Consider the following 25,090-nt stretch of genomic DNA (forward strand, 5'->3'; position numbering starts at 1 on the left):
AGGACTCGATAATCCGGTTAACCGAATCGACTGATGGGTCGCGTTCGGAAAACCGAATGCAAAAAATCGCAGCCAGCGGCAGCACCTGCGCTGGAATGCGATTCCCTGTGAGTTGCCGCAGACCACGATGCCGATGATCTGAATGGCAGCGGAATTTTTCACCTTCATTGCGGAGTTTCAACGGATGAAAGTCCTCGGCATCCTTTGCCTTCTCCTGACCCTCGGCGGTTGCAGCTCCTTGCTGTTCTACCCCGATCCCGGCCTGCCGTTTACCCCGCAAAAGGCCGGGCTTGAATACCGTGACGTCACCTTGACCACCGCCGACGGCGTGAAACTCAACGGTTGGTGGCTGCCGGCCAAAAAAGGCGTAGCGGTCAAGGGCACGGTGCTGCACTTGCACGGCAATGGTGGAAATCTCGCCGGGCATCTGGGGGCCAGTTGGTGGCTACCGAAGCAGGGTTACCAGGTGCTGCTGGTGGACTATCGCGGCTATGGGCTGTCGCAGGGTAAACCCGGCCTTCCTGCTATCTATCAGGACATCGACGCTGCATTCAAATGGCTGGACCAGGCGCCAGAAGTTCAGGGCAAACCGTTGATCGTCCTGGGCCAGAGCCTTGGCGGTGCGCTGGTCGTGCATTATCTGGCTGAACACCCCGAGCGTCAGCCCCGGCTCAAGGCTCTGGTCCTCGACAGTGTGCCGGCCAGTTACCGGGATGTCGGGCGGTACGCACTGAGTTCGTCGTGGATGACCTGGCCGTTTCAGGTGCCGTTGTCCTGGCTGGTGCCGGACGCCGACAGCGCGATCTACGCCATGCCGCAGCTCAATGGCGTGCCAAAACTGATCTTCCACAGTATCGACGATCCGCTCGTGCCTCTTTCCAATGGCATCCGACTGTATCAAGCTGCGCCCGCGCCCAGGGTTCTGCAACTGACCCGAGGCGGGCACGTGCGGACCTTCAGCGTCCCGACCTGGCGCACTGTCATGCTGCGTTACCTCGATGACCCGCAGCATTTCAACGGTCTGCGCCGCCTGGGCGAAACGCCCAATTACCCGGCACCCCCGAATTCAGAAGTTGAACCTCCAGAGAGTCCGCAATGAGTGAAGAACGTAACGCCATCCCGCTGATCATCACCGGTATCTGCAGCATCCTCGGCACGGTCGGGGCCTTGTGGTACTACGGCTACCTGCACTTCGCCAAACCGGAAGACGCGTTGCTGCTCAACGACTTCACCATGCTCAAGACCGTACCGGGCGAAGACTACAAGGTCTCCCTGGAGCCGGCCGCGCAAGTCGCCCAGTGTGTCGATGGCGTGCTGGTGCTGTTCGACACCGAACAGAAAGGCCTGACCGGCGTGCTGGTCAACAACAAGAAGAAGGCCGTGCGTTGCATGGGGCAGGAAACGCCGCAGCTCGAACAGTAATCCCGGCGACGTGAACCTTTGTGGCGAGGGAGCTTGCTCCCGCTGGCCTGCGAAGCAGGCCTGAAAGCTGTCACCTCGTTGTTTCAGATAGACCACCTCAGTCGAGTTACGACTGCTGCGGGTCCCGGCGGGAGCAAGCTCCCTCGCCACAGGTCCTCAGTGTTTTTGCTTGCCGTTCTGCGCCGATAAATCATGCAGATGGCGCCGCGACAATTCGAGAAAACGCGGTGTCGGGCCAACGTCTTCGTAGAGCGGGTCGCCTTCCTCATCGGTTGCGACCACATGCTGACCCTTGATGTAAGGGAAACTCGCTTCGAGCTCTTCCAGGGCGGCCCCGATCAGTTCGCCCAGCAGTTCTTCGGGGTGGCGTTTGGGGTACATCTCGGTAAGCGCCGCCAACCGCGCCGCGGCTTCGACGTCCAGGTGAATGGTGTAGCCGGTCTTGGTCAAACGGCCTTTGGCGGTTTCTTCCCAATGTTGGGCTAGCTCACGGATTTTCATAATGACCTCAATAGGCACCTGCGGGTGGCAGGGGAGATGAGTGTCCGGCCGTGGCCGGTGGCAAGCCTTTGTACGGCTTATTCTTCAGACTAGCCCCAACCTTCGGGATTTACCGTCGATTTGTCGTCTGACTTGTAAGAACCCGCTGTGGACGGCACTCTTGGAGTCGACCGCCATTCGCTGGAGAACTGCTGATGACTGATATCGATGCACGCTTGCGCGAGGATGTTCACCTGCTGGGTGAGTTGTTGGGCAACACCATTCGTGAGCAGTACGGGGATGGCTTTCTCGACAAGATCGAGCTGATCCGCAAGGGTGCCAAGGCGGACCGTCGTGGCTCGACCGACGCTGAACTGCGCGCCAGTCTCAACCAGTTGACTGAAGATGAACTGCTGCCAGTGGCGCGAGCGTTCAACCAGTTCCTGAACCTGGCGAACATCGCCGAGCAATATCAGTTGATTCACCGCCGCGAAGAGTCCCAACCGGCACCGTTCGAGGCGCGGGTGTTGCCCGAACTGCTCGCCCGCCTGCGGGCTGAAGGACATGGCAGCGACGCGCTGGCGCGGCAATTGGGGCGGTTGGAAATCGAGCTGGTGCTGACGGCGCACCCGACTGAAGTCGCCCGCCGGACCTTGATCCAGAAATATGATGCCATCGCCGCGCAACTGGCGGCGCTGGATCACCGTGACCTGACCCGCGCCGAGCGCGAGCAGATCAAGTCGACCTTGCAGCGCCTGATCGCCGAAGCCTGGCACACCGAAGAAATTCGCCGCACCCGGCCAACCCCGGTCGATGAAGCCAAGTGGGGCTTTGCGGTGATCGAGCATTCGCTGTGGCAGGCGATTCCCAACTACCTGCGCAAGGCCGACCAGGCCCTGCACGCGGCCACCGGTCTGCACTTGCCGCTGGAGGCAGCGCCGATTCGCTTCGCCTCGTGGATGGGCGGCGACCGTGATGGCAACCCGAACGTCACCGCCGAGGTGACCCGTGAGGTCTTGCTATTGGCGCGCTGGATGGCGGCCGACCTTTACCTGCGCGATGTCGATCAACTGGCCGCCGAGTTGTCGATGCAGCAGGCCAGCACCGAGTTGAGAGCCAAGGCTGGGGACAGCGCCGAACCTTACCGTGCAGTGCTTAAACAGCTGCGTGAACGCCTGCGCGCGACCCGTAACTGGGCGCAGGCATCCTTGACCGCAAGCACCCCGGCGCCGGCCGATGTGCTGCAAAACAACCGTGAGCTGCTGGATCCGCTGGAGCTGTGCTATCAGTCGCTGCATGAATGCGGCATGGGCGTGATCGCCGACGGCCCGTTGCTTGATTGCCTGCGTCGGGCAGTGACGTTCGGCCTGTTCCTGGTGCGACTGGACGTGCGCCAGGACTCGTCGCGGCATGCGTCGGCGATGACCGAAATCACCGACTACCTTGGGCTCGGTCGCTATGAAGACTGGGACGAGGAAGCGCGCATCAGCTTCCTGATGAGCGAGCTGAACAATCGTCGGCCACTCCTGCCGGCCTATTTCAAACCTTCGGCCGACACCGCCGAAGTCCTGGCGACGTGTCGTGAAATCGCAGCGGCGCCGGCGGCGTCGCTCGGCTCGTATGTGATCTCCATGGCGGGTGCCGCGTCGGACGTGCTCGCCGTGCAACTGCTGCTTAAAGAATCTGGCGTGTTGCGACCCATGCGCGTCGTGCCGCTGTTCGAAACCCTGGCTGACCTTGATAACGCCGGCCCGGTGATCGAAAAGCTGTTGCTGTTGCCAGGTTACCGCTCGCGGTTGCAGGGCCCGCAGGAAGTGATGATCGGCTATTCCGACTCGGCCAAGGACGCCGGCACCACGGCAGCGGCCTGGGCTCAGTACCGGGCGCAAGAGCGCCTGGTGGATATCTGCCGCGAGCAACAAGTCGAGCTGCTGTTGTTCCATGGTCGCGGCGGCACCGTAGGCCGTGGCGGTGGCCCGGCGCATGCGGCGATTCTGTCGCAGCCACCGGGGTCGGTGGCCGGGCGTTTCCGCACCACCGAGCAAGGGGAAATGATTCGGTTCAAATTCGGTCTGCCGGACATCGCTGAGCAAAACCTCAACCTGTATCTGGCGGCGGTGCTCGAAGCAACGCTGTTGCCGCCGCCACCGCCGGAACCCGCGTGGCGCGGCCTGATGGACGAATTGGCGGCCGATGGCGTCAGCGCTTATCGCGCCGTGGTGCGGGAGAATCCGCAGTTCGTCGAGTATTTCCGTCAGTCCACCCCCGAGCAGGAACTGGGGCGCTTGCCGCTCGGCAGCCGTCCGGCCAAGCGTCGTGCTGGCGGGATCGAAAGCCTGCGGGCGATTCCGTGGATCTTCGGCTGGACCCAGACCCGCCTGATGCTGCCGGCCTGGCTCGGTTGGGAAGCGGCGTTGAGCAACGCCTTGGCGCGCGGTGAGGGCGAGTTGCTGGCGCAGATGCGTGAGCAGTGGCCGTTCTTCCGCACGCGCATCGACATGCTGGAGATGGTGCTGGCCAAGGCTGACGCGGACATCGCCCAGTCCTACGACGAGCGATTGGTTACGCCTGATTTGCTACCTTTGGGTGCGCATTTACGCGACCTATTGTCGCAGGCGTGTGCCGTGGTCCTTGGCTTGACCGGTCAGTCGCAGCTGCTGGCACATAGCCCTGACACCCTGGAGTTCATCCGTTTGCGCAACACCTACCTCGATCCGCTACATCTATTGCAGGCTGAACTCCTGGCTCGCTCGCGACAGCCGGATGTGGTGCAGGGCAGCCCGGTGGAGCAAGCGTTGCTGGTGTCTGTGGCGGGGATTGCCGCCGGTTTACGGAATACCGGCTAAGGTATTTTGCGGAGTGTCGCAGGCAATATTACTGCGACAAGCGACCGGTCCGCGGGGGCCGGTCGCACTTGTCAGGCGACACTTTGTTATGGGGTTGCGACTTGGATCGCCTCCTCGCCAGGGCGTAACAGGCACGGGTTGCTCCGACTTTCGGCGGCTTGTGTGGTCAGGGCCTGCTGTGTATCTTGATCAGCCTTTGGCCGTTTGGGCGGCCCACGACCCTATTTTTGAGATTGGCCCCACGCGGCAAATCCGATCGTTATCTAAATAAGAAATTGAGGAGCACATCGATGCGCGTCATTCTGCTGGGAGCTCCCGGGGCCGGTAAAGGTACTCAGGCTAAGTTCATCACTGAAAAATTCGCTATTCCACAGATCTCCACCGGCGACATGCTGCGTGCTGCCGTCAAGGCCGGCACCGAGCTGGGCATTAAAGCCAAGAGCATCATGGACGCAGGCGGCCTGGTCTCCGACGACCTGATCATCGCACTGGTCAAGGATCGTATCGCCCAGCCTGATTGCGCCAACGGCTTCCTGTTCGACGGTTTCCCGCGCACCATTCCTCAGGCTGAAGCCCTGGTCGATGCCGGTGTAGAACTGGATCACGTGGTTGAAATCGCCGTTGATGACGAGGAAATCGTCCAGCGTATCGCCGGTCGTCGTGTACACGAAGCCAGCGGCCGCGTTTACCACACCGTCTACAACCCGCCGAAAGTCGCGGGCCAGGACGACGTCACCGGCGAAGCGCTGGTGCAGCGTAAAGACGACACTGAAGAAACCGTGCGTCATCGTCTGTCGGTCTACCATTCCCAGACCAAGCCACTGGTGGATTTCTACCAGCAACTGTCGGCTGCCCAAGGCAAGCCGAAGTACAGCCACATTGCAGGCGTCGGTTCGGTTGAAGCGATCACCGGCAAGGTGCTTGAAGCGCTGAGCTGAGAAAGCTGATTTGCTTTACCTACAACGGCCCGCTTGCGGGCCGTTGTTGTTTATACTGGCGCACTTTTTCCAACTTTCTTTACGGAAACATCGATGAGCACCTTGCTGGCCCTGGACACCGCGACTGAAGCTTGCTCCGTTGCCTTGCTGCATGACGGCAAGGTCACGAGTCATTACGAGGTGATCCCGCGCCTGCATGCGCAGAAGTTGTTGCCGATGATCCAGCAGTTGCTGGCGGATGCAGGCACCACCTTGCAAGCGGTCGATGCGATTGCCTTTGGTCGCGGCCCGGGTGCGTTCACTGGCGTGCGAATCGCCATTGGCGTGGTTCAGGGCCTGGCATTTGCGCTGGATCGTCCGGTGTTGCCGGTGTCCAACCTGGGGGTACTGGCGCAGCGCGCATTGCGCGAGCACGGTGCACATCAGGTCGCGGCGGCCATCGATGCGCGGATGGATGAAGTCTATTGGGGGTGCTACCGCGAAACCGCCGGCGAAATGCGGCTGGTGGGGGCTGAGGCGGTGTTGCCGCCAGAAGTCGCGGCATTGCCGGCAGAGGCCTCGGGCGACTGGTTCGGCGCGGGTACCGGTTGGGGCTATGGCGAGCGCATCGCGGTCAACCTGATCGGCCAGGATGCCAGCATGTTGCCTCACGCCGAAGACTTGCTGACCCTGGCCCGTTTTGCCTGGGAACGCGGCGAAGGCATCCCGGCGGACGACGCGCAGCCGGTTTACCTGCGCGACAAAGTGGCAACTCCCAAAGCCCGGTAATCCGCAGTAATGTGGGAGCGAGCCTGCTCGCGAAAGCGGTGTGTCAGTCAACATCACTGTTGAATGTGAAACCGTCTTCGCGAGCAGGCTCGCTCCCACAGGGTTGAACACGCTTCCCACCATCAGCATTCCAATCCCGGCCAATGGTCAGTTTCTAACGCGCGCTTTTAAACCTTTTCCGGTTTCTGTGCTCTAGTTATCACTTGGGAATTTGCGCACACCGGTAAGTGCCGCTAAATTGCCATCATCGATAGCGAGTTTGTAACTATGCGCATAGACGGCTTTGCCTCTCAGTCCTACCCCATCAAGCGCAAGCCACGCAAAGGCGATGTGTCGGTGGACGAGTCCCTCGAGGATATCGATGGCGAGCAGGAGTTTCCTTCTGAGGAGCAACTGGCCGCCCGCGCCGCCAAGGCTTCTGCGCAACGCCTGAGCAATCTTCCCGCCCGTCAGCAGGACATGATCTACCACCGTGCCATGAGCAAAAGCGTGGCGATGGCCCTGGCCAGCTATCTGAGTACCGCAGCTTTCGTCGATTGGGATATGGAAGTGCTGGGTCTCGACCTGCACATCTGATGCGGTTGCCTTATTACCTCGGTTGCCCGTCCTGGAGCGAAAACGCCTGGCGCGAGTACCTGTATCCGCAAAACGCCCGCCCTAATGAATTTCTCGGCCTGTACTCACAGGTGTTCAACGCCGTTGAAGGCAACACCACGTTCTACGCACGCCCTGCGCCGGCGACGGTAGAGCGCTGGGCGCAGACGATGCCCGAAACCTTTCGTTTTACCGCCAAATTCCCCGGCGACATCAGCTATGGCGGCGACCTGCGCGAGCAACTGAGCGCCGCCGAAACCTTCGTGCAATTGCTCAGCCCGCTCGGTGAGCGGGTTTCACCGCTCTGGTTGCAACTGTCGGCAGCCTTTACCCCGCAACGGCTGGGCGAGCTGGCCGGGTTTATCGATGGGGTGCAGCGGCCGTTGGCCGTTGAAGTGCGGCATCGGGACTTCTTCGCCAAAGGCGATGCCGAGCGCAGGCTCAATCGGCTGTTGCTGGATCGTGGTGTGGAGCGCATTTGCCTTGATCCACGGGCGCTGTTCAGTTGCACGTCGACTGAACCTTCAGTGCTTCATGCGCAATCGAAAAAGCCCAAGGTGCCACCGCGTCCGGCGGCTTTTACTCAATTCCCGCAGGTGCGTTTCATCGGTCATCCGCTGCTTGAAGCCAACGATACGTTCCTGACGCCGTGGGTCGAGAAAATCGCCGAATGGATCGAGGAGGGCCGCACGCCGTACATCTTCCTGCACACCGCCGACAACCTGCTGGCCGCCGCGTTGGCGCAACGCTTTCATACTCGGTTGATGGCGCGTTTGCCTGGCTTGCCGGCGCTGCCTGAGCTATACAGAGAACCCGCCGCCGAGCAGCTTGGGTTGCTCTGACGACGGGTCTTTCCCTTCTGCAGGAGTGAGCCAATGGATGTGCAAACCCTTAAAGCTCAGGCCTTCAAGGCCTTACACGAAGGTGCCGGAGCTTTTGTGATCCCCAACCCGTGGGACGCCGGTTCGGCAAAAATGCTGGCCGGCCTGGGTTACCAGGCGCTGGCAACCACCAGTGCTGGCTATGCTTTTTCGCTGGGCCGCCCGGATGGCGCGGTCAAACTCGAAGAGACACTGGTCAACGTTCGGGCGATTGTCGCCGCGAGCGATCTGCCGGTCGCAGTCGATCTGGAAAACGGTTTTGCCGACAGCCCGCAAGAGTCCGCCGGGAGCCTGCTGCGTGCCGCCGCTGCCGGCGCGGTCGGTGGCTCGATCGAAGACGCTACCGGCCGTGAAGACGGCCCGATTTACTGCTTTGAACACGCCGTCGCGCGGATCGAGGCGGCCGTTGCGGCGGCGCGCAGTTTGCCGTTCCCGTTCACCCTGACCGCGCGTGCCGAGAATTACCTGCACGGTAATCCGGACCTGGACGACACCATTCGCCGCTTGCAGGCCTTTGCCGAGGCGGGCGCCGATGTGCTGTATGCGCCGGGCCTGCGCAACGCTGAAGAGATACTGGCGGTGGTCCGCGCCGTGGCGCCGAAACCGGTCAATGTGCTGATGTCCGGCGGTCTCAAGTTGAACGTTGCGCAGCTCAGTGAAATGGGCGTCAAACGGATCAGCGTCGGCTCGGCCATGGCCCGTGCCGCCTACGGTGCGTTCTATCAGGCCGCTCAGGAAATTCAGTCGCACGGCACCTTCGATTTTGCCGACCGCGCGCTGCCGTTCGGGCAGATCAATCAACTGTTCAAAGGCTGACCCACAGGGAGTTGTCGTGCGGTTTCTGAAAGTGCTGTTGGCGGTGGTGTTGGTGATGGGCGGGTTGCTGGTGGGTGTCTGGCGCGGTTGGCTGCCGTTGCCGGCGGCCTGGAACCCTTGGGCGCCGCTGGATGTCCGGGCCACGCCGAACCTGCTGACCCGCTTCAAATTGATGAGACTGCGCGATAACCCTGAACTCTGCGACCAGGTGCTCAACGGTGCCGGGTTGAAGTACAGCCGCCAGGCCGACAGCAACCCGGACGTCGATTGCCCGCTGAACAACACCCTGCGCGTGCAGGGCGGCGAGGTGGCGCTGAGCAGCAGCTTCCTCGCCAGTTGCCCGCTGGCGGTGGCGTTTGTGCTGTTCGAGCGGCATGCCCTGCAACCGGCGGCGCAGGCCATGTATGGGCAGGCGGTAGCGCGGGTCGATCACCTCGGCAGTTTTGCCTGCCGCAACATGTACAACCTCGAAAACGGCTCGCGCAGCCAGCACGCGACGGCCGATGCACTGGATATCGCCGGCTTTCGCCTGGCGGACGGGCGCAGTATCAGCGTGCTGCGGGACTGGCCGAAGGACAATGACGATGCGCGTTTTCTACGCAAGGTTCGCGATGGCGCGTGTGACATGTTCAGCGTGGTGTTGAGCCCGGACTACAACACCGCTCATCGCAACCATTTTCATCTGGATGTCGGGCCGTGGTGGGTGTGTCGCTGAGGCTGAAGTTGAGGCTCAGGCGGCGATGCGCAGGTTTTGCAGGACGATCGGGCGGGCCCAGCCGTTATCGAAGTCGAATTGCTTCTGTTGCTCGACCAACTCTTCATGCGGGTAAGGGGTTGCCGGTTTATCCAGCAGATCGAGTTCGAACTCGGCAATCGGCAGATGCAACGGACGCGGTTGCGGTGCCGGGCCTGGCGCGGGCAATGGCTGACCGGCAGCCAGGACGATCGGGCGCACCCAGGCGCTTTCGAAGTCTTGTTGCTTCTGTTGCGCGAGAATTTCTTGCGGCGGGAACGGCGGGAATGGTTTATCGGCCAGGTCCATTTCGAACTCGGCAATCGGCAGGAACAGCGGCTCAGGCGGACGGACTTCGGTGTCCTTCACGTCGCAGGTGCGCTGCGTGACGATGTGTTCGAGCAATTCCGCGCCAACGGTCGGTTCGACCGGGCCATCGATGGCGACGGGGGTGTAATTGCCAGGCTCCGGTGCAGCATCGCCCAAATGCTCGGCCAGTGCCTGGGCAAAAAAATCCTGCCACAGGTGACTGACGCCGCTCAGTGCTTGGGAATTACGCAGGCCATAATCGCCGTGGGGCGAGATGTAGCCTACTGATGTGCGTTGAATGTCTGACATTTCTCTCGGTCGACGCTCAGCTCTGGCAAAATGCTCGATAGTTTTGTTATCGGCCGTTTTTGCCGATCATTAATTTTTTGAGTGTGTTTTCTGATGAGTGAGCAACCCGCGGCCAGCCGTATCAAAGTCCAGGCCCTGGCCGAAGCGTTTCAGGCTCGCGCCGAGCACTGGGCCGAGCGATTGAACTTGCCGTTGCTGCTGGACGATGCCGAGTTTGCATTGCAAGTGGGTGAGCATGGTTTGCAGCTGCAACAGCTCGGCCCGGACGCACCGGGCCCGGTGCGGGTGGACTTCGTCGAGGGCGGCGCGGCCCATCGCCGGTTGTACGGTGGTGGCAGCGGCCAGATGATCGCCAAGGCTGTCGGTGTCGCTCAAGGCGTGCGGCCAAAGGTACTGGATGCGACGGCAGGGCTGGGCAAGGATGGTTTTGTATTGGCCAGTCTTGGCTGTGAAATGAGCCTGATCGAGCGTCAGCCGTTGATTGGCGCGTTGCTCGAAGACGGTCTGGCCCGCGCGGCGGAAGATTTTGAGGTGGCGCCGATTGTGGCGCGGATGACCTTGCTCAAGGGCAACTCGATCGAGTTGATGCGCAATTGGGAAGGTGAGCCGCCGCAGGTGATCTACCTCGACCCGATGTTCCCGCATCGTGAGAAAACCGCGTTGGTGAAGAAGGAAATGCGCCTGTTTCGCCCGTTGGTAGGCGATGACCCGGACGCACCGGCACTGCTCGCAGCCGCACTTGCACTGGCCAGCCACCGGGTGGTGGTCAAACGCCCGCGCAAGGCGCCCTGCATCGAAGGGCCGAAGCCGAGCCATGCGCTGGACGGCAAATCCAGCCGCTACGACATCTACCCCAAGAAAGCGCTCAAGCCTTAAGACCGTGTTGCTCCCATCGCGAGCAGGCTCGCTCCCACAGTTGACCGCGTTCTTATTTAAAGACGTTGGCCTAATGTGGGAGCGAGCCTGCTCGCGATAGCGTCCGCCCAGACGCTACCTATCTATCAGACCGAATCCGGCCGATACGCCCGCATAAACAACCCCACCACTTCCTGTATGTGAGCCTCGGCCGCGTCCCCGGTCAAGGGTTCGCCGCAGCCGTAGAGCAAGCGGAAATTCGCCGCGCCTTTGAGCAGGCAGAAGAAGTGCTCGGCGGCATTCAGCGGTTTGTCGATGCTCAAGGCGCCGATCTGGTCGATCTTCGTCAGCAAGCGCTCCATGCCCTGCAACATCCGCTGCGGACCTGCCTCGAAGAAGATCAGCGAGAGTTTCGGGTCCTGACTCCCCAGCGTCATGATCAGGCGATGCAGGTTCACCGATTCATCGCTGTTGATCAGTAGATGAAAGCCTCGGGCGATGTTCAACAGCACGTTCTCGATCGGCATGCCGTCGGGCAGTTCGAAGAACAGCGTGGGCAATTGCTCTTCGCATTTGGCCATCACGGCAGAGGAGAACAGCGTCTCCTTGTCGTTGAAGTGACTGTAAACGGTCAGCTTTGATACTCCGGCCTCAGCCGCCACCGCGTCCATGCTGGTGCTTGCGTAACCATTGCTTAGAAAAAGACGCTTTGCCGCCTCGAGGATCGCCTGGCGCTTGGCGAGATCCTTCGGGCGGCCGGGGCCGTTGGGTGCAGGAAGATTGTTGGACATTTTTCGCTTTAATACTGGACTGGTGAGTTTGCTATTAATAACATGCCGGCCAGTATAAATATTCCAAGCTCCATTAGCGAAAGGTCGTTCACCATGTTCCGCTATGCCTTGCCAGTCAGCCTGGCGTTCTTGTTGTCTGCGTGCGGCCATGAAGAGCCGGCGCAAGTCACCGTGCGTCCGGCCATGGTGGTTCAGCCAGAGCCTTCCGCGCAGGCGATGGACAGCTATCCCGGCGAAGTTCGCGCGCGTTACGAGCCAGACCTGGCCTTCCGTATTGGTGGCAAGGTCAGCCGACGACTGGTCGAGGAAGGTGAGCGGGTCAAGGCCAACCAGCCGCTGGCAGAACTCGATCCCCAGGACGTGCGCCTGCAACTGGAAGCGACCCGAGCGCAGGTTGCTGCCGCTGAGGCCAACCTGAACCTGGTGCGTGCCGAGCGTGATCGCTACAAGACCCTGATGGACCGTCAGATGGTCAGCCGCTCGCAGTACGACAATTCTGAAAATCTCTACCGCTCCGGCGAAGCACGGCTCAAGCAGATCAAGGCCGAATTCGACGTGGCCAGCAACCAGGCCAGCTACGCCGTGCTGCGCGCCCCGCATGACGGTGTCGTGGCCAAGCGCTCCGTGGAAGTCGGGCAAGTGGTGGCCGCCGGGCAAACCGCCTTCACCCTGGCCACCGACGGCGAGCGTGAAGTGCTGATCAGCCTGCCGGAGCAAAACTTCGGCCGTTTCAAGGTGGGCCAGCCGGTCACCGTTGAACTCTGGACCCAGCAAGACCAGCGGTTCGCCGGGAGCATTCGTGAACTGTCGCCGGCCGCCGATCCAAAGTCGCGGACCTTTGCCGCGCGCATCACCTTTAGCGCTGGCAAGGTGCCGGCCGAGCTTGGCCAAAGCGCCCGGGTATTCATTCAACTGGCTGACGTGGTGCCGCTGTCGGTGCCGCTCTCGGCGCTCACCGCAGAAAACGGCGCGACGTACGTCTGGGTCGTCGGTGCCAACAACACCCTGAAAAAGGCCCCGGTTCGTGTCGGCGCCTTCGGTGAGAAAACCGTGCCGGTGCTTGACGGCCTCAACCCCAGCGACTGGGTGGTAGCCGCTGGCGTTCATGTGCTCCACGAGGGTCAGCAAGTACGGCCGGTGGATCGCTCCAACCGCGTGGTCAATCTGGCGGTCAAGGAGTAATCCCCGATGCGTTTCAACCTTTCCGAATGGGCGCTGCATAACCGCCAGATCGTACTGTTCCTGATGATTTTGCTGGCGGTCGTCGGCGCGTTGTCCTACACCAAGCTGGGCCAGAGCGAAGACCCGCCGTTCACCTTCAAAGCCATGGTGATCAAGACCAATTGGCCGGGCGCGACGGCCCAGGAAGTCTCGCGGCAAGTCACCGAGCGCATTGAAAAGAAGCTGATGGAAACCGGTGAGTACGAGCGGATTGTTTCGTTCTCTCGCCCCGGTGAATCCCAGGTGACCTTCATGGCCCGGGACTCGATGCATTCGGCGCAGATCCCCGAGCTCTGGTATCAGGTGCGCAAGAAGATCAGCGACATCCGCCAGACCTTGCCACCGGGGATCCAGGGACCGTTCTTCAACGATGAATTCGGCACTACCTTTGGCAATATCTATGCGCTGACCGGCGAGGGTTTCGATTACGCGGTGCTCAAGGATTACGCCGACCGTATCCAGATCCAGCTGCAACGGGTCAAGGATGTGGGCAAGGTCGACTTGCTCGGGCTGCAGGACGAGAAGATCTGGATCGAACTGTCCAACGTCAAACTCGCCACCCTGGGATTGCCGTTGGCCACGGTGCAGCAAGCGCTGGAAGAACAGAACGCAATGTCCAACGCCGGGTTCTTTGAAACCTCCAGTGAGCGTTTGCAACTGCGGGTGACGGGCAATTTCCAGACGGTCGAGCAGATCAGGAATTTTCCGATCCGTGTCGGCGACCGGACCTTCCGTATCGGCGATGTGGCGGACGTGCGCCGTGGCTTCAACGATCCACCGGCGCCGCGCATGCGCTTCATGGGCGAGAACGCAATCGGCCTGGCCGTGGCGATGAAGGATGGCGGCGACATTCTGGTGCTCGGCAAGGCGCTGGAGCTGGAGTTCGAGCGTATCCAGAAAAACCTGCCGGCCGGTATGCAACTGCGCAAGGTCTCCGACCAGCCCGCCGCTGTGAAAAGCAGCGTCGGCGAGTTCGTCCAGGTGCTGGTAGAAGCGTTGGCGATTGTCTTGCTGGTGAGCTTCTTCTCCCTCGGTGTGCGCACTGGCATGGTGGTCGCCCTGGCGATTCCGCTGGTGCTGGCAATGACGTTTGCCTGCATGTATTACCTCGGAATCGGCCTGCACAAGATCTCTCTCGGCGCGTTGGTGCTCGCCTTGGGATTGCTGGTGGACGACGCGATCATCGCCGTGGAAATGATGGCGATCAAAATGGAGCAGGGCTACGACCGGCTCAAGGCTGCCAGCTTTGCCTGGACCAGCACCGCCTTCCCGATGCTCACCGGGACGTTGATCACCGCGGCCGGCTTCCTGCCGATTGCCACCGCGCAATCCGGCACCGGTGAATACACCCGCTCGATCTTCCAGGTGGTGACCATCGCGTTGCTGGCCTCGTGGGTCGCCGCCGTGATGTTTGTGCCCTATCTCGGTGAAAAGCTCCTGCCGGACCTGGCGAAAATTCACGCCGCCAAACACGGTGCCGGTCAGCCGGACCCTTATGGCACGCCGTTCTATCAACGCGTCCGGCGTCTGGTGGAGTGGTGCGTGCGCCGTCGCAAAACCGTGATTGCGTTGACCATCCTGCTGTTTGTGGCTTCGGTGCTGCTGTTCCGTTTTGTGCCGCAGCAGTTCTTCCCGGCTTCTGGGCGCCTGGAACTGATGGTTGATCTGAAACTGGCCGAAGGCGCCTCGTTGAGCAACACCAACGAGGAGGTCAAGCGCCTGGAAGCGATGCTCAAGGAGCGCGCGGGCATCGACAACTATGTCGCCTATGTCGGCACCGGTTCGCCGCGTTTTTACCTGCCGCTGGACCAGCAATTGCCGGCAGCGAGCTTCGCGCAATTTGTGGTCCTGGCAAAAACCATCGAGGAGCGCGAAAGCCTGCGCACCTGGCTGATCGAAACCCTGAACGAACAATTCCCGGCCTTGCGCTCGCGGGTCACGCGCCTGGAAAACGGTCCGCCAGTGGGGTATCCGGTGCAGTTCCGGGTCACTGGCGAACACATTGAAGAAGTCCGCGCCCTGGCACGTAAAGTCGCGGCCAAGGTGCGTGAGAACCCGCATGTGGTCAACGTGCACCTGGACTGGGAAGAGCCGAGCAAAGTGGTGTACCTGAACGTCGATCAGGACCGCGCGCGAGCCTTGGGCGTGAGCACGGCAAACCTGTCGAGGTTCTTGCAAAGCTCACTGACCGGTTCCAGCGTCAGCCAGTACCGTGAAGACAACGAGTTGATCGAGATCCTCTTGCGCGGCACCTTGCACGAACGCACCGAACTGTCGCGGCTGTCGAGCCTGGCGGTGCCGACCGACAACGGCAAAAGTGTCGCGCTGTCGCAGGTGGCGACCCTGGAATACGGCTTCGAAGAAGGCATTATCTGGCACCGCAACCGCTTGCCAAACGTGACGATTCGCGCCGACATCTATGACAAGGAGCAACCGGCAACCCTGGTTAAGCAGATCCTTCCGACACTCGAGCCGATTCGCGCCGAATTGCCTGACGGTTATTTGCTGGACGTCGGCGGCACGGTAGAAGACTCGACCCGTGGCCAGGATTCGGTGAATGCCGGTGTGCCGTTGTTCATCGTGGTTGTACTGACCTTGCTGATGCTGCAACTGCGCAGCTTCTCACGCACGGCGATGGTATTTCTGACGGCGCCGTTGGGATTGATCGGTGTCACCTTGTTCCTGATGGTGTTCCGTCAGCCGTTCGGTTTCGTGGCCATGCTCGGGACCATCGCGCTGTCGGGGATGATCATGCGTAACTCGGTGATCCTGGTCGACCAGATCGAACAGGACATCCTCGCCGGGCTCAAACCCTGGCAAGCGATCATCGAAGCCACGGTGCGGCGCTTCCGGCCTATCGTGCTGACTGCACTGGCCGCCGTGCTGGCGATGATTCCGTTGTCACGCAGCGTGTTCTTCGGCCCGATGGCGGTAGCGATCATGGGCGGCTTGATCGTCGCGACGGCGCTGACCTTGCTGTTCCTGCCGGCGCTGTATGCGGCGTGGTTCAGGGTCAAGAAAGAACCGGTTTGACACAGGAACCGTAGGAGCAAAGCTTGCTCGCGATGGCATCAACGCGGTCATCAGGTCGACCGCGTCGCCTGCATCGCGAGCAAGCATTGCTCCTACAGATATCTCAGTTTTGGCTGATATTGAGACATGGGCGTCGTTATGTTGTACTCATAACTCAGTTTCTCGAGTTTTTGAGACAGCGATGATAAAAAGCCCTCCAGCCATAGACCCGAGTCTTTTCGACGCACTCGGCCAATCGCCTCACAAGGAAAAGCTGGTCGACTATCTGGCACTGCTCAAGCCGCTGGATGATCAGGGGCGTTACTTGCCGTTCGATGATCTGCGTTTTCGCTGGCCGCCCGGTCTTGATCCGACCTTATGCTGGGCCTTGGTGAAAAAGGCCCGCGTGGCGCAATACGTGCGTTTGTTGCCGCTGGGCGAGCCGAGCCAATGGGGCCAGTTCGTCCTGACACCGCTGGCACAGAAAACCCTCTCGACGGTTGATCGTCAGGCCACGACCGCCGCGCTGGAATACATGACTCATCATATCGGTGAGACGGCGCATTTCAGTTACCTGCTCAATGACCTGATCGAAGACGAAGCCATCAGCAGCAGCCAGCTCGAGGGCGCCGCGACCACCACGCTGGTGGCCAAGGACATGCTCAAGCGCAATCGCCTGCCGCGTACCCCGGACGAGCGAATGGTTATCGGCAACTACAAAATGATGATCTTCGCCTGGGAGAAGCGTCACGAGCCATTGAGTGTCGAACTGATCCGGCAACTGCATCGTGTCGGTGTCGAAGGCATTGATGACGCGCTGTATTCGCCGGGACTTTTTCGCAGCAATGATCAGGTCGTGGTACAGGATGGTGAAGGCCATACCGTTCATACACCGCCGCCATCCACGGGCATCAGCGCTCGGCTCGATGGATTGGCGAGCTGGATCAACCAGCCCCACGACGACCCTCTACGCGTTGATTATGTGCACCCGATGATCAAGGCCATCGCCCTGCATTTTGCCCTGGGCTACGAGCATCCGTTTCGCGATGGCAATGGCCGGGTGGCGCGGGCGTTGTTTTACTGGTTCATGTTCAAGAATGACTTCTCGGCATTTCGCTACATCGCGATCAGCATTCTGCTGCGCAATGCGCCGGTGAAGTACGGTCGGTCTTATGTGCATACCGAGAGCGACGCGCTGGACCTGACGTACTTCATCGATTACCAGTGTTCGGTGATTTTGCGGGCCGTGACCGGGTTCACGGCGGCTTATCAAAAAAGCCTGGTTGATGCCGAAGGTTTTGATCGCTGGCTGGAGGAATCCGGGCTTTTCGAGCAGTTGACCGAGAAGCAGCGCACGCTGTTTCAGATTGCCAAGAGCGGCAGGGCCAAGGAATTCACCGCGGTCAATGTGAAGGAAAACCTGGATTGCTCCTACAACACGGCGGCCACGACCTTGAACGGTTTGGTTGAGTTGAAGCTGTTCGAGAAGAAAAAGATGGGCCGTGAGTGGGTGTTCTTTTTGCGCGAGTCATCACACATCAAAACGGACTGGTCGTAGGCTGCGATCCAAACATCAAAAAATCGCAGCCTGCGGCAGCTCCTACGCGGTGGTGGTGTTAAGTCTCTGGCTGATCAACGTTATCCAGCGCGCGGTTCACCGCCAGTTCTGCCAGGGCCACCATCTGCTGAATCGCCAGTGCGCTGTTGCGCTTGGGGCCGTCGAGTTCAAACGCCAGGTCGCTGGCCATGACATTGGCCGAGGCCAGGGTTTCGCAGGCGTGGGCCAGCAGGGTTTCGCTGTCGACCTCTGGGGCGATGACGAAGATGCAGCTGGGCCGGCGGTCGGTCAGCAACTTCTTGGTTTCAGGTAACAGCAGGTAATGATCGAGCGCCCGGTGGGCGGCGGCGTGGAGTTCTTTCGAGTCGAGGGACGCGTAGGGGGACACGCTTTCGGCGTCGGCTTCGGGGGGATTGGGTGTGGGCTTGAACATGGCGAAACTCCTCAGTGTACGGAGTCGCAACCTATGGGCTACCAACCAATAGGGTGGCGACTGAACGCAGGTTGGTAGCCCGGCCACCAAGGAAACCGGTGCGCCCGAAGGCGCCCTGCGCACAGCCGCCATAACAAACAGTAGGCCAAAAGAAACCGCCCACCGTGTGGAAATGTCGGCGCTGTGCGCCTTGGAAAAAAACCGGGCTACCAAACCCGATCGCTGATTTTCAGCGACCCGGAGACGATAGAGCCCAGTGCCCAAGCGCACAAGCCGGCGGATTCTGGCGTAGGTGTAGGGCGCAACGCAAGACGCTGTGGCTTGTGACGAAYGCAGTYGCCRYGCAATTAAACACCACAAAYCTAATGTGGGAGCGAGCAAGCCCTAATCCCCGTAGTCAAGCCGTTACGCGACCCTGTAGCAGCTGGCGAAGCCTGCGTTCGAGTGCGAAGCGCTCGCAAAATGGCAAACTTCGTCCTTTCAGGAACACCGCATATCGCCTATTTGCGACCGCTTCGTCCGGATGCGGCCCAGACCTAACGCAGGCTGCGCCAGCTGCTACAGGGAATGTGCCGAGGCTGACATTCCTTGACTTACAGGCATTAAGGCAAGCCCGCTTGTATTGATCGTTCCCGCGCGTGGGAACGATCAGCGGGGGGAGGGTTACAGCGCGCCGAAGACTTTCTTCGCCAGGCTGGTCGCGGCTTCCGCCGGGTTGGCGCGGATGCCTTCTTCCTTCTGGGCGATCATCTTGAACAGGCCGTCCAGGGCCTTTTCCGTCACGTAGCCTTCAACGTTGGCACTCTTGGCATCGAGCACGCCGAAGGTTGCCGCCTGGCTGGCGAACGAGTTGTACTGCTTGGCCAGGCCCACCTGGTCGGTGGCTTGTTTGACGATCGGCAGGAACTTGGCGCGGATTTGTTCGCGGCTGGTCTTGTCCAGGTACTGGGTGGCCGAATCCTTGCCGCCGGTGAGGATGCCCTTGGCATCGGTCACGGTCATCTTTTTCACCGCATCCACCAGCAGCGCCTGGGCCTGCGGCATGGCCGCTTCCGCCGCCTTGTTCATGCTGGTTTCCAGTTGATCGACCTGGTCCCCCATGCCGAACTGTTTCATCTTGCTGGCGACCTTGCCCAGTTTGCCCGGCAGTTCGATCTTTACTTCAGGGTTGTTGCTGAAACCGCCCGGTTTGCCGAGCGTGGTGACGGCCGCTACGGCCCCTTGGGCCAGGGCGTCCTTGAGACCGCCCGAGGCTTCTCCCTGGGAAAGACTGCCCAGCGACAGGGCCAGCGCGTTGGCGGAGATCAGCAGGCCAGCACAGAGGCCGGCGAAGCGAAGGGTAGAGCGGAGCATGGCAGTTTCCTTGTTCGATAAAAGCAATTAACGGACCGCGGACGGCTTTAAATCAGTTAGTCGGCTTGCAGCGCAGGTGCGGGTTGATCCGCCGCATCTTCGCTGCGATGCAGCGCCACCTGACGGATCGACAAGCGAATCTCTGCCGGCAATACCCGTTTGGCCGCGCCTTCAGCCAGTTCGCCGAGCAGTTCGTGGTGGCTCAGCTTGCCGGCTTCGTCGCGCTTGAGCACGTCGAGGTTCAGCAGGGTCTGGATGAAGTGGCGGAACAGGCTCTTGTCGAAGAACTCCGGGGCGTTCAGGCCATGCAGGATCGACAGGCGCTGGGCCATGACCGTGCACAGGTCTTCCAGTTCTTCGGCGGTGAGGGTGTTCTGGCCGCTGTTGAGCAGCAGGGAAACGGTCATGTAGAAGCGCTGCAAGGTCTGCGCGATGCTCTTGGACAGCAAGGTCAGCAGCACGAAATGCCGGGAGCTTGGCGCCGGGCGCAAGTACACGTTGTTCTCGAAACGCAGCAGGCCTTGTTCGACAAAGGCCTCGAGCCATTGGTCGATCACCGCATCCAGTTCGTCCAGCGACCAGCGAATGAACAACTCCGATTGCAGGTACGGATACAGCGCGCGCGCGTAGCGCAGGATTTGTTCGCGGCTCATGCGCGAGGCGCTCTGGAAGAAGCTCGCAAGCAACGCCGGCAGGGCGAAAATGTGCAGCACGTTGTTGCGGTAGTAGGTCATCAGGACGGCGTTTTGCTCGTCCAGGTAAAGAATCTTGCCCAGCGCATCGCTTTGCTCAGAGAGCAGGTCCATGTCCTTGACGTGTTCGATCAGCGCCCGGCCGTCGCCTTCCGGCAGCGTGGTGTGTGGTGAGTAAGGCACTTTGCGCAGCAAGGCCAGATACAAATCAAGCACCCGCGCCATGGCGCGATCGTCCAGCGCCAGACGGCTGGTGGAAAGCAGCGCCAGCGCCACCAGGTTCACCGGGTTGATCGCGGCCGCTTCGTTCAAATGCCGCGCTACGCGCTCGCCGAGACGGTTGGTGGTCGCGTTGAGCCAGGCCGGCTTGAACTGTGGGCCCAGCTCCTGGGTGCGCCAATCCGGTTGTTCGCTGTCGAGGAACTCCGCCAGTTTGATCGGCTCGCCGAAGTTCACCGCCACCTGGCCGAAGCGCTGTTTGAGCGCGCCGATGACTTTGAAAATGTCGAAGATCGACTCTTTCTTCTTGCTCGCGCCACGCAGTTCGCCGAGGTAGGTCCGGCCTTCGAGTACCCGCTCGTAACCGATGTACACCGGGATGAAAACGATCGGCATGCGCGACGAGCGCAGGAAGCTGCGCAGGGTGATCGCCAGCATCCCGGTTTTCGGTTGCAGCATGCGCCCGGTGCGCGAACGGCCGCCCTCGACGAAGTACTCCACCGGAAAGCCTTTGGTGAACAGCGTGTGCAGGTATTCGTTGAACACCGAGGTGTAGAGCGGATTGCCCTTGAAGGTGCGGCGCATGAAGAACGCCCCGCCGCGGCGCAGCAGGCTGCCGATCACCGGCATGTTGAGGTTGATCCCGGCGGCGACGTGCGGCGGGGTCAGGCCGTTGCGAAACAGCAGGTAGGAGAGCAGCAGGTAATCGATGTGGCTGCGATGGCACGGCACGTAGATCACTTCGTGACCTTGGGCGACGTTCTGCACGCCTTCGATGTGGTTGACCTTGATCCCGTCGTAGATCTTGTTCCAGAACCAGCTCAGCACCACTTCCAGAAAACGGATCGCGGTGTAGGTGTAGTCCGAGGCAATTTCGTTGCCGTAACGCAGGGCCTGCGCCTTGGCTTTCTCGGGCGAAATGTTTTCGCGCTCGGCTTCGTCGAGGATCGCCTGTTTGACCAGTGGCTGATTCAGCAGGCCTTTGACCAGGTTGCGACGGTGGGAAATGTCCGGGCCGATGACCGCGGCTTTGAGGTTGCGAAAGTGCACCCGCAAAATGCGTTGGGCCATGCGCACGGTGCGTTCATGGCCCTTGTTGTGCTCGATCAGCTCGCGCAGGTGGATCGGCGCGGAGAATTGCACGCGGGTCTTGCGCCCCAGAATCATGATGCTCAGCAGTCGGCGCAGGCGCCCGGTCACCGCCCAGCTGTCAGCAAAGAGCAATTTCCACGGGCTCGATTCGCTGTCCGGCGACTGGCCCCAGAACACGCTGACCGGGATGATCTGCGCGTCTTCGGCGCCATTCTGGCTCAAGGCGCTGACCAGCCGGGTGAGGGTGGGCGGTGCGCCGCGCTTGTCCTGGCGGCCGAGCCAGTCGGGCTCAGGTGTCAGGTAGAAGAACGCGGCAGGCTCCACCAGGTTGCCCACCGATGTCGGCAGCACCGGGCGTGGCAGTCCGGCCTTGCGGCATTCGGTATCGACCACGGCGAGGTCGGTCAGCGAAGGATTTTGCAGGACGTAGAACACCGGACGACTGCGGTCGAGGTTGAGGGTGAAGGACGACTGATTGATCGTCTCCGAGCGAACCCAGAGGTACAACAGTCGGCGCAAGGCGCCAAACACCAGACGGCGGAACGGGGAGCGGGTCATACGGCTTCTGCTTTAGTTGAAAAAACCGAGCAAGCGCTCGGGGCCGGTAGTGTGCCGTATTCGTCGAAAATCGGCAAAAAAGCGCCGAAGTAATCTTGAGTTGAGAGTTTTTGTGGCTGTCATATACTCGGCCAGTCGTTTGCCACTATCGGCGCTGTTTCTTACAGAAAACCGAGCGCTGGCAAACGTTCTCAAGGCTTGTCCGTGAACAGGCCGACCAATAATAAAAAAAGGGGGATTGATTGATGGCAACGCGCGAGACCGGCAACGTGAAGTGGTTCAACGACGCCAAGGGCTACGGCTTCATTCAGCGTGAGGACGGGGCAGACGTGTTCGTGCATTACCGCGCGATCCGTGGTGAAGGCCACCGCTCGTTGGCCGAAGGCCAGCAGGTTGAATACGCAGTGGTCGATGGGCAGAAAGGTTTGCAGGCCGAAGACGTAGTAGGTCTGTAAACCCAATCTTTGCCTCATACAAAACCACTGTGGGAGCGAGCCTGCTCGCGATGACGTCATTCGACGCGATATCTACTGCGCGTCTTGCACCGCTATCGCGAGCAGGCTCGCTCCCACATTAGATCTTTGTTGGGCATGCCATCGCAGGTTCAGGTTTTAAGCGGTTTTCCAGGTGATCTCTTCTTCACCGTCGACGCTGATCCGAATCCAGCGATCAGCCGTCTCTTCACCTTCTTCCTCGACCCAGGTCCCTGGCGCGCAGCGCACTTCGACGTTCAGCGCGGCAAAGGCGGCGCGGGCGCAGGCGATGTCGTCGTCCCACGGCGTCTGGTCGCTTTCCAGGTACAGGCTGTTCCACTTGCCCACGGCTTTTGGCAGCCAGGTCACAGGCACGTTGCCGGCCTTGCACTTGTAGGTCTGACCTTTCTGAACCCAGTCGGTGCAAGGGCCCAGCGCCGCGCCGAGCCAGGTGGCGATGGCCTTGTAGTCGACGTCGGCGTCTTTCAGGTAAATCTCGATATCGGGTTGGCGCATGGATGTTCCTCACTGCGGGTTTCGAAAAATCCATTCGCGGATTTAGCCGGCCTCAAGCCACTGCTCAAGGCCAAAAGTTTAAGGGTTGCTCTGAAATAATTACTGCAGAACGAAGTAATCGTAGCGCATCGACACACTGACCTCGAACGGCTCGGTCTGTTCGATGACGGCCGCCCGGCGTTCGGCACTTGCGCGCCAGCCGTGAGGCGTCATGGCCAGCAGGTTGGCGCGGTCCTGGCCATTCACCAGATTCAGTTTGAATTCGAGGGTTTCGCTGTGTTGCAGCGTCATGCCTTCTGGCACCAGGGCCAGGTGTTTGTCATCGGTGTATTCACGCACTTCGTCGTACAGACGCTCACGCAGTTCCATCAGATGGCCGCTGGTCGGCCCGACTTTCATCAAGCCGCCACCCGGGCTGAGCAGGCGTTTGGCTTCCTGCCAGTCGAGCGGGCTGAACACGCTGGCAAGGAACTGGCAGCTGGCATCGGCCAACGGTACCCGGGCCATGCTGGCGATCAACCAGGTCAGCTGCGGGTTACGTTTGCAGGCGCGTTTGACCGCTTCGCGGGAGATATCCAGCGCGTAGCCATCGGCATTCGGCAGGGCGTCGGCGATTTGCGCGGTGTAGTAACCCTCGCCACAACCTATGTCCAGCCAGCGCTGTGGCGCACGTTCAGCCGCCAGCTCGGCGAGCCGCTTGGCCACTGGCGCGTAATGCCCAGCGTTCAAGAAGTCGCGACGGGCTTCAACCATCGCCTGGTTGTCGCCTGGGTCACGGCTGTTCTTGTGCTGCACCGGCAGCAGGTTCAGGTAACCCTGGCGGGCGCGGTCGAAGCGATGCCCGGCCGGGCACGCGACGCCGTTGTCGACCGCGTTCAGCGGCGCGCTGCAGATAGGACAGGCGAGCATCAGGCGAGCAACTTGATCAGGGTCTGGTAGTAGATTTCGGTCAGCAGGTCGAGGTCGCTGGCCAGCACGCGCTCGTTGACCTGGTGAATCGTCGCGTTGACCGGGCCAAGCTCGACCACTTGCGTACCCATGGTGGCGATGAAGCGCCCGTCCGACGTACCACCGCTGGTGGATGCCTTGGTTTCGCGACCGGTGATGGTCTTGATGCTTGCCGACACCGCATCGAGCAGGGCGCCCGGCTCAGTGAGGAACGGCAGGCCGGACAGCGCCCAGTCGATGTGCCAGTCCAGGCCATGTTTGTCGAGGATATCGGCCACCCGCTGTTGCAGGCCTTCGACGGTCGACTCGGTGGAGAAACGGAAGTTGAACACCGCCACCAGATCACCGGGAATGACGTTGGTCGCGCCGGTGCCGGAGTTGACGTTGGAAATCTGGAAACTGGTCGGCGGGAAGAAATCATTGCCGTGGTCCCAGTGCTCGGCGGCCAGTTCGGCCAGGGCCGGGGCGGCGAGGTGGATCGGGTTCTTCGCCAGGTGCGGGTAGGCCACGTGACCTTGCACACCGCGCACGGTGAGCTTGGCGCCAAGGGAGCCGCGACGGCCGTTCTTGACCACGTCACCGACCAGGGTGGTGCTCGACGGTTCGCCGACGATGCACCAGTCCAGACGCTCTTTGCGCGCTGCGAGGCGTTCGACCACTGCTTTAGTGCCGTGATGCGCCGGGCCTTCTTCGTCGCTGGTGATCAGGAAGGCGACCTTGCCCTTGTGGTCCGGGTAGTCGGCGACAAAACGTTCGGCCGCCACGGTCATGGAGGCCAGGCTGCCTTTCATGTCTGCCGCGCCACGGCCACAGAGCATGCCGTGTTCGTCGATCACCGCGTCGAACGGATCGATCTGCCAGGCCTGCACCGGGCCGGTCGGCACCACATCGGTGTGACCGGCGAAGCACAGCACCGGACCGTCGTGTTTGCCGTGGGTGGCCCAGAAGTTATCCACATCCTCGATGCGCATCGGCTCAAGCGCAAAACCGGCATCGCCCAGGCGCTGCATCATCTGCTTCTGGCAATCGGCGTCGACCGGCGTCACGGACGGACGACGGATCAGGTCGATAGCGAGTTGGAGGGTCGGCGAAAGGTCGGCGTGGGCCGTCATGGGATGCTCCAGAAACATGAAATATGGGCGCGGACTAATGTGGGAGCGGGCTTGCTCGCGAAGGGGCCAGCACTGGCGCCAACAGCTTCGCGAGCAAGCCCGCTCCCACAGGTATTGAGTTCGGCCGTTGGATTGTGACCGGCCAAGCCCTGCAAAATGGC

The 25,090-nt window shown here is 61.0% G+C and carries 23 protein-coding genes; 14 read left to right on the plus strand and 9 right to left on the minus strand.

All coding sequences use genetic code 11. The features are described from left to right. Positions 1-184: 184 nt before the first annotated feature. Together AC1DHT_RS02630 and AC1DHT_RS02635 are read left to right on the plus strand one after the other, a co-directional pair. Positions 185-1,099, plus strand: a complete 915-nt coding sequence (locus AC1DHT_RS02630) for an alpha/beta hydrolase (protein WP_427541208.1) — start codon at positions 185-187, stop codon at positions 1,097-1,099. After that, a complete protein-coding gene (locus AC1DHT_RS02635; protein WP_427533443.1) occupies positions 1,096-1,422 on the plus strand; it encodes a PA3694 family proteiin in 327 nt (108 codons plus the stop codon). The genes AC1DHT_RS02630 and AC1DHT_RS02635 overlap by 4 nt, the downstream gene beginning before the upstream one ends. Before the next feature lie 156 nt (positions 1,423-1,578). On the opposite strand, the gene AC1DHT_RS02640 is transcribed toward AC1DHT_RS02635, so the two are convergent. Further along, entirely contained in the window at positions 1,579-1,923 is a 345-nt protein-coding gene (locus AC1DHT_RS02640) for a hypothetical protein (protein WP_054595881.1), read from the minus strand. 194 nt (positions 1,924-2,117) lie between these two features. Here AC1DHT_RS02640 and ppc point away from each other — a divergent pair, with 194 nt between their 5' ends. The 7 genes from ppc to AC1DHT_RS02675 all read left to right on the plus strand — a co-directional run bounded on the left by ppc (position 2,118) and on the right by AC1DHT_RS02675 (position 9,460). Next, the gene (gene ppc / locus AC1DHT_RS02645; RefSeq protein WP_427541069.1) at positions 2,118-4,748 is read left to right on the plus strand and encodes a phosphoenolpyruvate carboxylase; all 2,631 of its coding nucleotides are present in this window, start codon (positions 2,118-2,120) and stop codon (positions 4,746-4,748) included. A 290-nt stretch (positions 4,749-5,038) separates the two neighbouring features. Beyond that, the gene (gene adk, locus AC1DHT_RS02650) at positions 5,039-5,686 is read left to right on the plus strand and encodes an adenylate kinase (protein ID WP_054595883.1); all 648 of its coding nucleotides are present in this window, start codon (positions 5,039-5,041) and stop codon (positions 5,684-5,686) included. 93 nt (positions 5,687-5,779) lie between these two features. Next, positions 5,780-6,454 (plus strand): tRNA (adenosine(37)-N6)-threonylcarbamoyltransferase complex dimerization subunit type 1 TsaB, encoded by a 675-nt coding sequence (gene tsaB / locus AC1DHT_RS02655; RefSeq protein ID WP_427541066.1) that lies wholly within the window; start codon positions 5,780-5,782, stop codon positions 6,452-6,454. Positions 6,455-6,721: 267 nt separating this feature from the next. Beyond that, complete coding sequence (locus AC1DHT_RS02660) at positions 6,722-7,030, plus strand: hypothetical protein (protein WP_427541063.1); 309 nt, start codon at positions 6,722-6,724, stop codon at positions 7,028-7,030. Further along, positions 7,030-7,890 (plus strand): DUF72 domain-containing protein, encoded by an 861-nt coding sequence (locus AC1DHT_RS02665; RefSeq protein ID WP_427541060.1) that lies wholly within the window; start codon positions 7,030-7,032, stop codon positions 7,888-7,890. Before AC1DHT_RS02660 ends, AC1DHT_RS02665 begins: the two co-directional genes overlap by 1 nt. Positions 7,891-7,923: 33 nt before the next feature. Further along, a complete protein-coding gene (locus tag AC1DHT_RS02670; RefSeq protein ID WP_427541058.1) occupies positions 7,924-8,745 on the plus strand; it encodes an isocitrate lyase/PEP mutase family protein in 822 nt (273 codons plus the stop codon). Positions 8,746-8,761: 16 nt separating this feature from the next. Then, complete coding sequence (locus AC1DHT_RS02675; protein ID WP_427541055.1) at positions 8,762-9,460, plus strand: extensin-like domain-containing protein; 699 nt, start codon at positions 8,762-8,764, stop codon at positions 9,458-9,460. 15 nt (positions 9,461-9,475) lie between these two features. Here the strand turns inward: AC1DHT_RS02675 and AC1DHT_RS02680 are convergent, their stop codons facing one another. Then, positions 9,476-10,096, minus strand: a complete 621-nt coding sequence (locus AC1DHT_RS02680) for an energy transducer TonB (RefSeq protein ID WP_427541052.1) — start codon at positions 10,094-10,096, stop codon at positions 9,476-9,478. A gap of 93 nt (positions 10,097-10,189) precedes the next feature. On the opposite strand from AC1DHT_RS02680, the gene AC1DHT_RS02685 reads away from it, so the two are divergent. Beyond that, positions 10,190-10,972: a class I SAM-dependent methyltransferase gene (locus AC1DHT_RS02685; RefSeq protein WP_103315531.1), complete on the plus strand. Its 783-nt coding sequence runs from the start codon at positions 10,190-10,192 to the stop codon at positions 10,970-10,972. A gap of 125 nt (positions 10,973-11,097) precedes the next feature. On the opposite strand, the gene AC1DHT_RS02690 is transcribed toward AC1DHT_RS02685, so the two are convergent. Next, complete coding sequence (locus tag AC1DHT_RS02690; RefSeq protein ID WP_427541049.1) at positions 11,098-11,742, minus strand: TetR/AcrR family transcriptional regulator; 645 nt, start codon at positions 11,740-11,742, stop codon at positions 11,098-11,100. A 93-nt stretch (positions 11,743-11,835) separates the two neighbouring features. Here AC1DHT_RS02690 and AC1DHT_RS02695 point away from each other — a divergent pair, with 93 nt between their 5' ends. The 3 genes from AC1DHT_RS02695 (at position 11,836) to AC1DHT_RS02705 (ending at position 17,533) form a co-directional block, all read left to right on the plus strand. Beyond that, on the plus strand, positions 11,836-12,924 hold the full coding sequence (locus AC1DHT_RS02695) for an efflux RND transporter periplasmic adaptor subunit (protein WP_427541046.1): 1,089 nt from the start codon (positions 11,836-11,838) through the stop codon (positions 12,922-12,924). Positions 12,925-12,930: 6 nt separating this feature from the next. Then, positions 12,931-15,996, plus strand: a complete 3,066-nt coding sequence (locus AC1DHT_RS02700; RefSeq protein WP_477761224.1) for an efflux RND transporter permease subunit — start codon at positions 12,931-12,933, stop codon at positions 15,994-15,996. 181 nt (positions 15,997-16,177) lie between these two features. Continuing rightward, positions 16,178-17,533, plus strand: a complete 1,356-nt coding sequence (locus AC1DHT_RS02705; RefSeq protein ID WP_442114452.1) for a Fic family protein — start codon at positions 16,178-16,180, stop codon at positions 17,531-17,533. A gap of 58 nt (positions 17,534-17,591) precedes the next feature. Here the strand turns inward: AC1DHT_RS02705 and AC1DHT_RS02710 are convergent, their stop codons facing one another. The 3 genes from AC1DHT_RS02710 to plsB all read right to left on the minus strand — a co-directional run bounded on the left by AC1DHT_RS02710 (position 17,592) and on the right by plsB (position 21,880). Further along, entirely contained in the window at positions 17,592-17,966 is a 375-nt protein-coding gene (locus AC1DHT_RS02710) for a DUF6124 family protein (RefSeq protein WP_427533458.1), read from the minus strand. A gap of 663 nt (positions 17,967-18,629) precedes the next feature. After that, positions 18,630-19,319 (minus strand): DUF4197 domain-containing protein, encoded by a 690-nt coding sequence (locus AC1DHT_RS02715; RefSeq protein ID WP_427541037.1) that lies wholly within the window; start codon positions 19,317-19,319, stop codon positions 18,630-18,632. A 56-nt stretch (positions 19,320-19,375) separates the two neighbouring features. Then, a complete protein-coding gene (gene plsB, locus AC1DHT_RS02720; protein WP_427541034.1) occupies positions 19,376-21,880 on the minus strand; it encodes a glycerol-3-phosphate 1-O-acyltransferase PlsB in 2,505 nt (834 codons plus the stop codon). Between the two features lie 245 nt (positions 21,881-22,125). Between plsB and AC1DHT_RS02725 the strand changes: the two genes are divergently transcribed. Next, positions 22,126-22,335 carry a cold shock domain-containing protein gene (locus tag AC1DHT_RS02725; protein ID WP_054595898.1) on the plus strand — a complete coding sequence of 70 codons (210 nt, stop codon included), beginning with the start codon at positions 22,126-22,128 and terminating at the stop codon, positions 22,333-22,335. A gap of 156 nt (positions 22,336-22,491) precedes the next feature. Here AC1DHT_RS02725 and AC1DHT_RS02730 read toward each other — a convergent pair whose 3' ends face one another. From AC1DHT_RS02730 to dapE, 3 genes are all read right to left on the minus strand, one after another. After that, positions 22,492-22,869 (minus strand): hypothetical protein, encoded by a 378-nt coding sequence (locus tag AC1DHT_RS02730; protein WP_054595899.1) that lies wholly within the window; start codon positions 22,867-22,869, stop codon positions 22,492-22,494. Between the two features lie 99 nt (positions 22,870-22,968). After that, complete coding sequence (locus tag AC1DHT_RS02735) at positions 22,969-23,778, minus strand: putative RNA methyltransferase (RefSeq protein ID WP_427541031.1); 810 nt, start codon at positions 23,776-23,778, stop codon at positions 22,969-22,971. After that, on the minus strand, positions 23,778-24,929 hold the full coding sequence (gene dapE, locus AC1DHT_RS02740) for a succinyl-diaminopimelate desuccinylase (protein ID WP_427541028.1): 1,152 nt from the start codon (positions 24,927-24,929) through the stop codon (positions 23,778-23,780). The genes AC1DHT_RS02735 and dapE overlap by 1 nt, the downstream gene beginning before the upstream one ends. Positions 24,930-25,090 lie beyond the last annotated feature (161 nt).

This window comes from Pseudomonas sp. 05N432, from assembly GCF_056396945.1.

Excerpts from the sequence above, each read along its gene's own strand:
- AC1DHT_RS02705 (WP_442114452.1), top strand. The coding sequence starts at position 16,178 with ATGATAAAAAGCCCTCCAGCCATAGACCCGAGTCTTTTCGACGCACTC.
- AC1DHT_RS02670 (WP_427541058.1), top strand. The coding sequence starts at position 7,924 with ATGGATGTGCAAACCCTTAAAGCTCAGGCCTTCAAGGCCTTACACGAA.
- AC1DHT_RS02680 (WP_427541052.1), bottom strand. The coding sequence starts at position 10,096 with ATGTCAGACATTCAACGCACATCAGTAGGCTACATCTCGCCCCACGGC.
- AC1DHT_RS02685 (WP_103315531.1), top strand. The coding sequence starts at position 10,190 with ATGAGTGAGCAACCCGCGGCCAGCCGTATCAAAGTCCAGGCCCTGGCC.
- adk (WP_054595883.1), top strand. The coding sequence starts at position 5,039 with ATGCGCGTCATTCTGCTGGGAGCTCCCGGGGCCGGTAAAGGTACTCAG.
- dapE (WP_427541028.1), bottom strand. The coding sequence starts at position 24,929 with ATGACGGCCCACGCCGACCTTTCGCCGACCCTCCAACTCGCTATCGAC.
- AC1DHT_RS02725 (WP_054595898.1), top strand. The coding sequence starts at position 22,126 with ATGGCAACGCGCGAGACCGGCAACGTGAAGTGGTTCAACGACGCCAAG.
- AC1DHT_RS02700 (WP_477761224.1), top strand. The coding sequence starts at position 12,931 with ATGCGTTTCAACCTTTCCGAATGGGCGCTGCATAACCGCCAGATCGTA.
- plsB (WP_427541034.1), bottom strand. The coding sequence starts at position 21,880 with ATGACCCGCTCCCCGTTCCGCCGTCTGGTGTTTGGCGCCTTGCGCCGA.
- AC1DHT_RS02715 (WP_427541037.1), bottom strand. The coding sequence starts at position 19,319 with ATGCTCCGCTCTACCCTTCGCTTCGCCGGCCTCTGTGCTGGCCTGCTG.
- AC1DHT_RS02640 (WP_054595881.1), bottom strand. The coding sequence starts at position 1,923 with ATGAAAATCCGTGAGCTAGCCCAACATTGGGAAGAAACCGCCAAAGGC.
- AC1DHT_RS02635 (WP_427533443.1), top strand. The coding sequence starts at position 1,096 with ATGAGTGAAGAACGTAACGCCATCCCGCTGATCATCACCGGTATCTGC.
- AC1DHT_RS02695 (WP_427541046.1), top strand. The coding sequence starts at position 11,836 with ATGTTCCGCTATGCCTTGCCAGTCAGCCTGGCGTTCTTGTTGTCTGCG.
- AC1DHT_RS02665 (WP_427541060.1), top strand. The coding sequence starts at position 7,030 with ATGCGGTTGCCTTATTACCTCGGTTGCCCGTCCTGGAGCGAAAACGCC.
- ppc (WP_427541069.1), top strand. The coding sequence starts at position 2,118 with ATGACTGATATCGATGCACGCTTGCGCGAGGATGTTCACCTGCTGGGT.
- AC1DHT_RS02660 (WP_427541063.1), top strand. The coding sequence starts at position 6,722 with ATGCGCATAGACGGCTTTGCCTCTCAGTCCTACCCCATCAAGCGCAAG.
- AC1DHT_RS02710 (WP_427533458.1), bottom strand. The coding sequence starts at position 17,966 with ATGTTCAAGCCCACACCCAATCCCCCCGAAGCCGACGCCGAAAGCGTG.
- AC1DHT_RS02630 (WP_427541208.1), top strand. The coding sequence starts at position 185 with ATGAAAGTCCTCGGCATCCTTTGCCTTCTCCTGACCCTCGGCGGTTGC.
- AC1DHT_RS02735 (WP_427541031.1), bottom strand. The coding sequence starts at position 23,778 with ATGCTCGCCTGTCCTATCTGCAGCGCGCCGCTGAACGCGGTCGACAAC.
- AC1DHT_RS02730 (WP_054595899.1), bottom strand. The coding sequence starts at position 22,869 with ATGCGCCAACCCGATATCGAGATTTACCTGAAAGACGCCGACGTCGAC.
- tsaB (WP_427541066.1), top strand. The coding sequence starts at position 5,780 with ATGAGCACCTTGCTGGCCCTGGACACCGCGACTGAAGCTTGCTCCGTT.
- AC1DHT_RS02690 (WP_427541049.1), bottom strand. The coding sequence starts at position 11,742 with ATGTCCAACAATCTTCCTGCACCCAACGGCCCCGGCCGCCCGAAGGAT.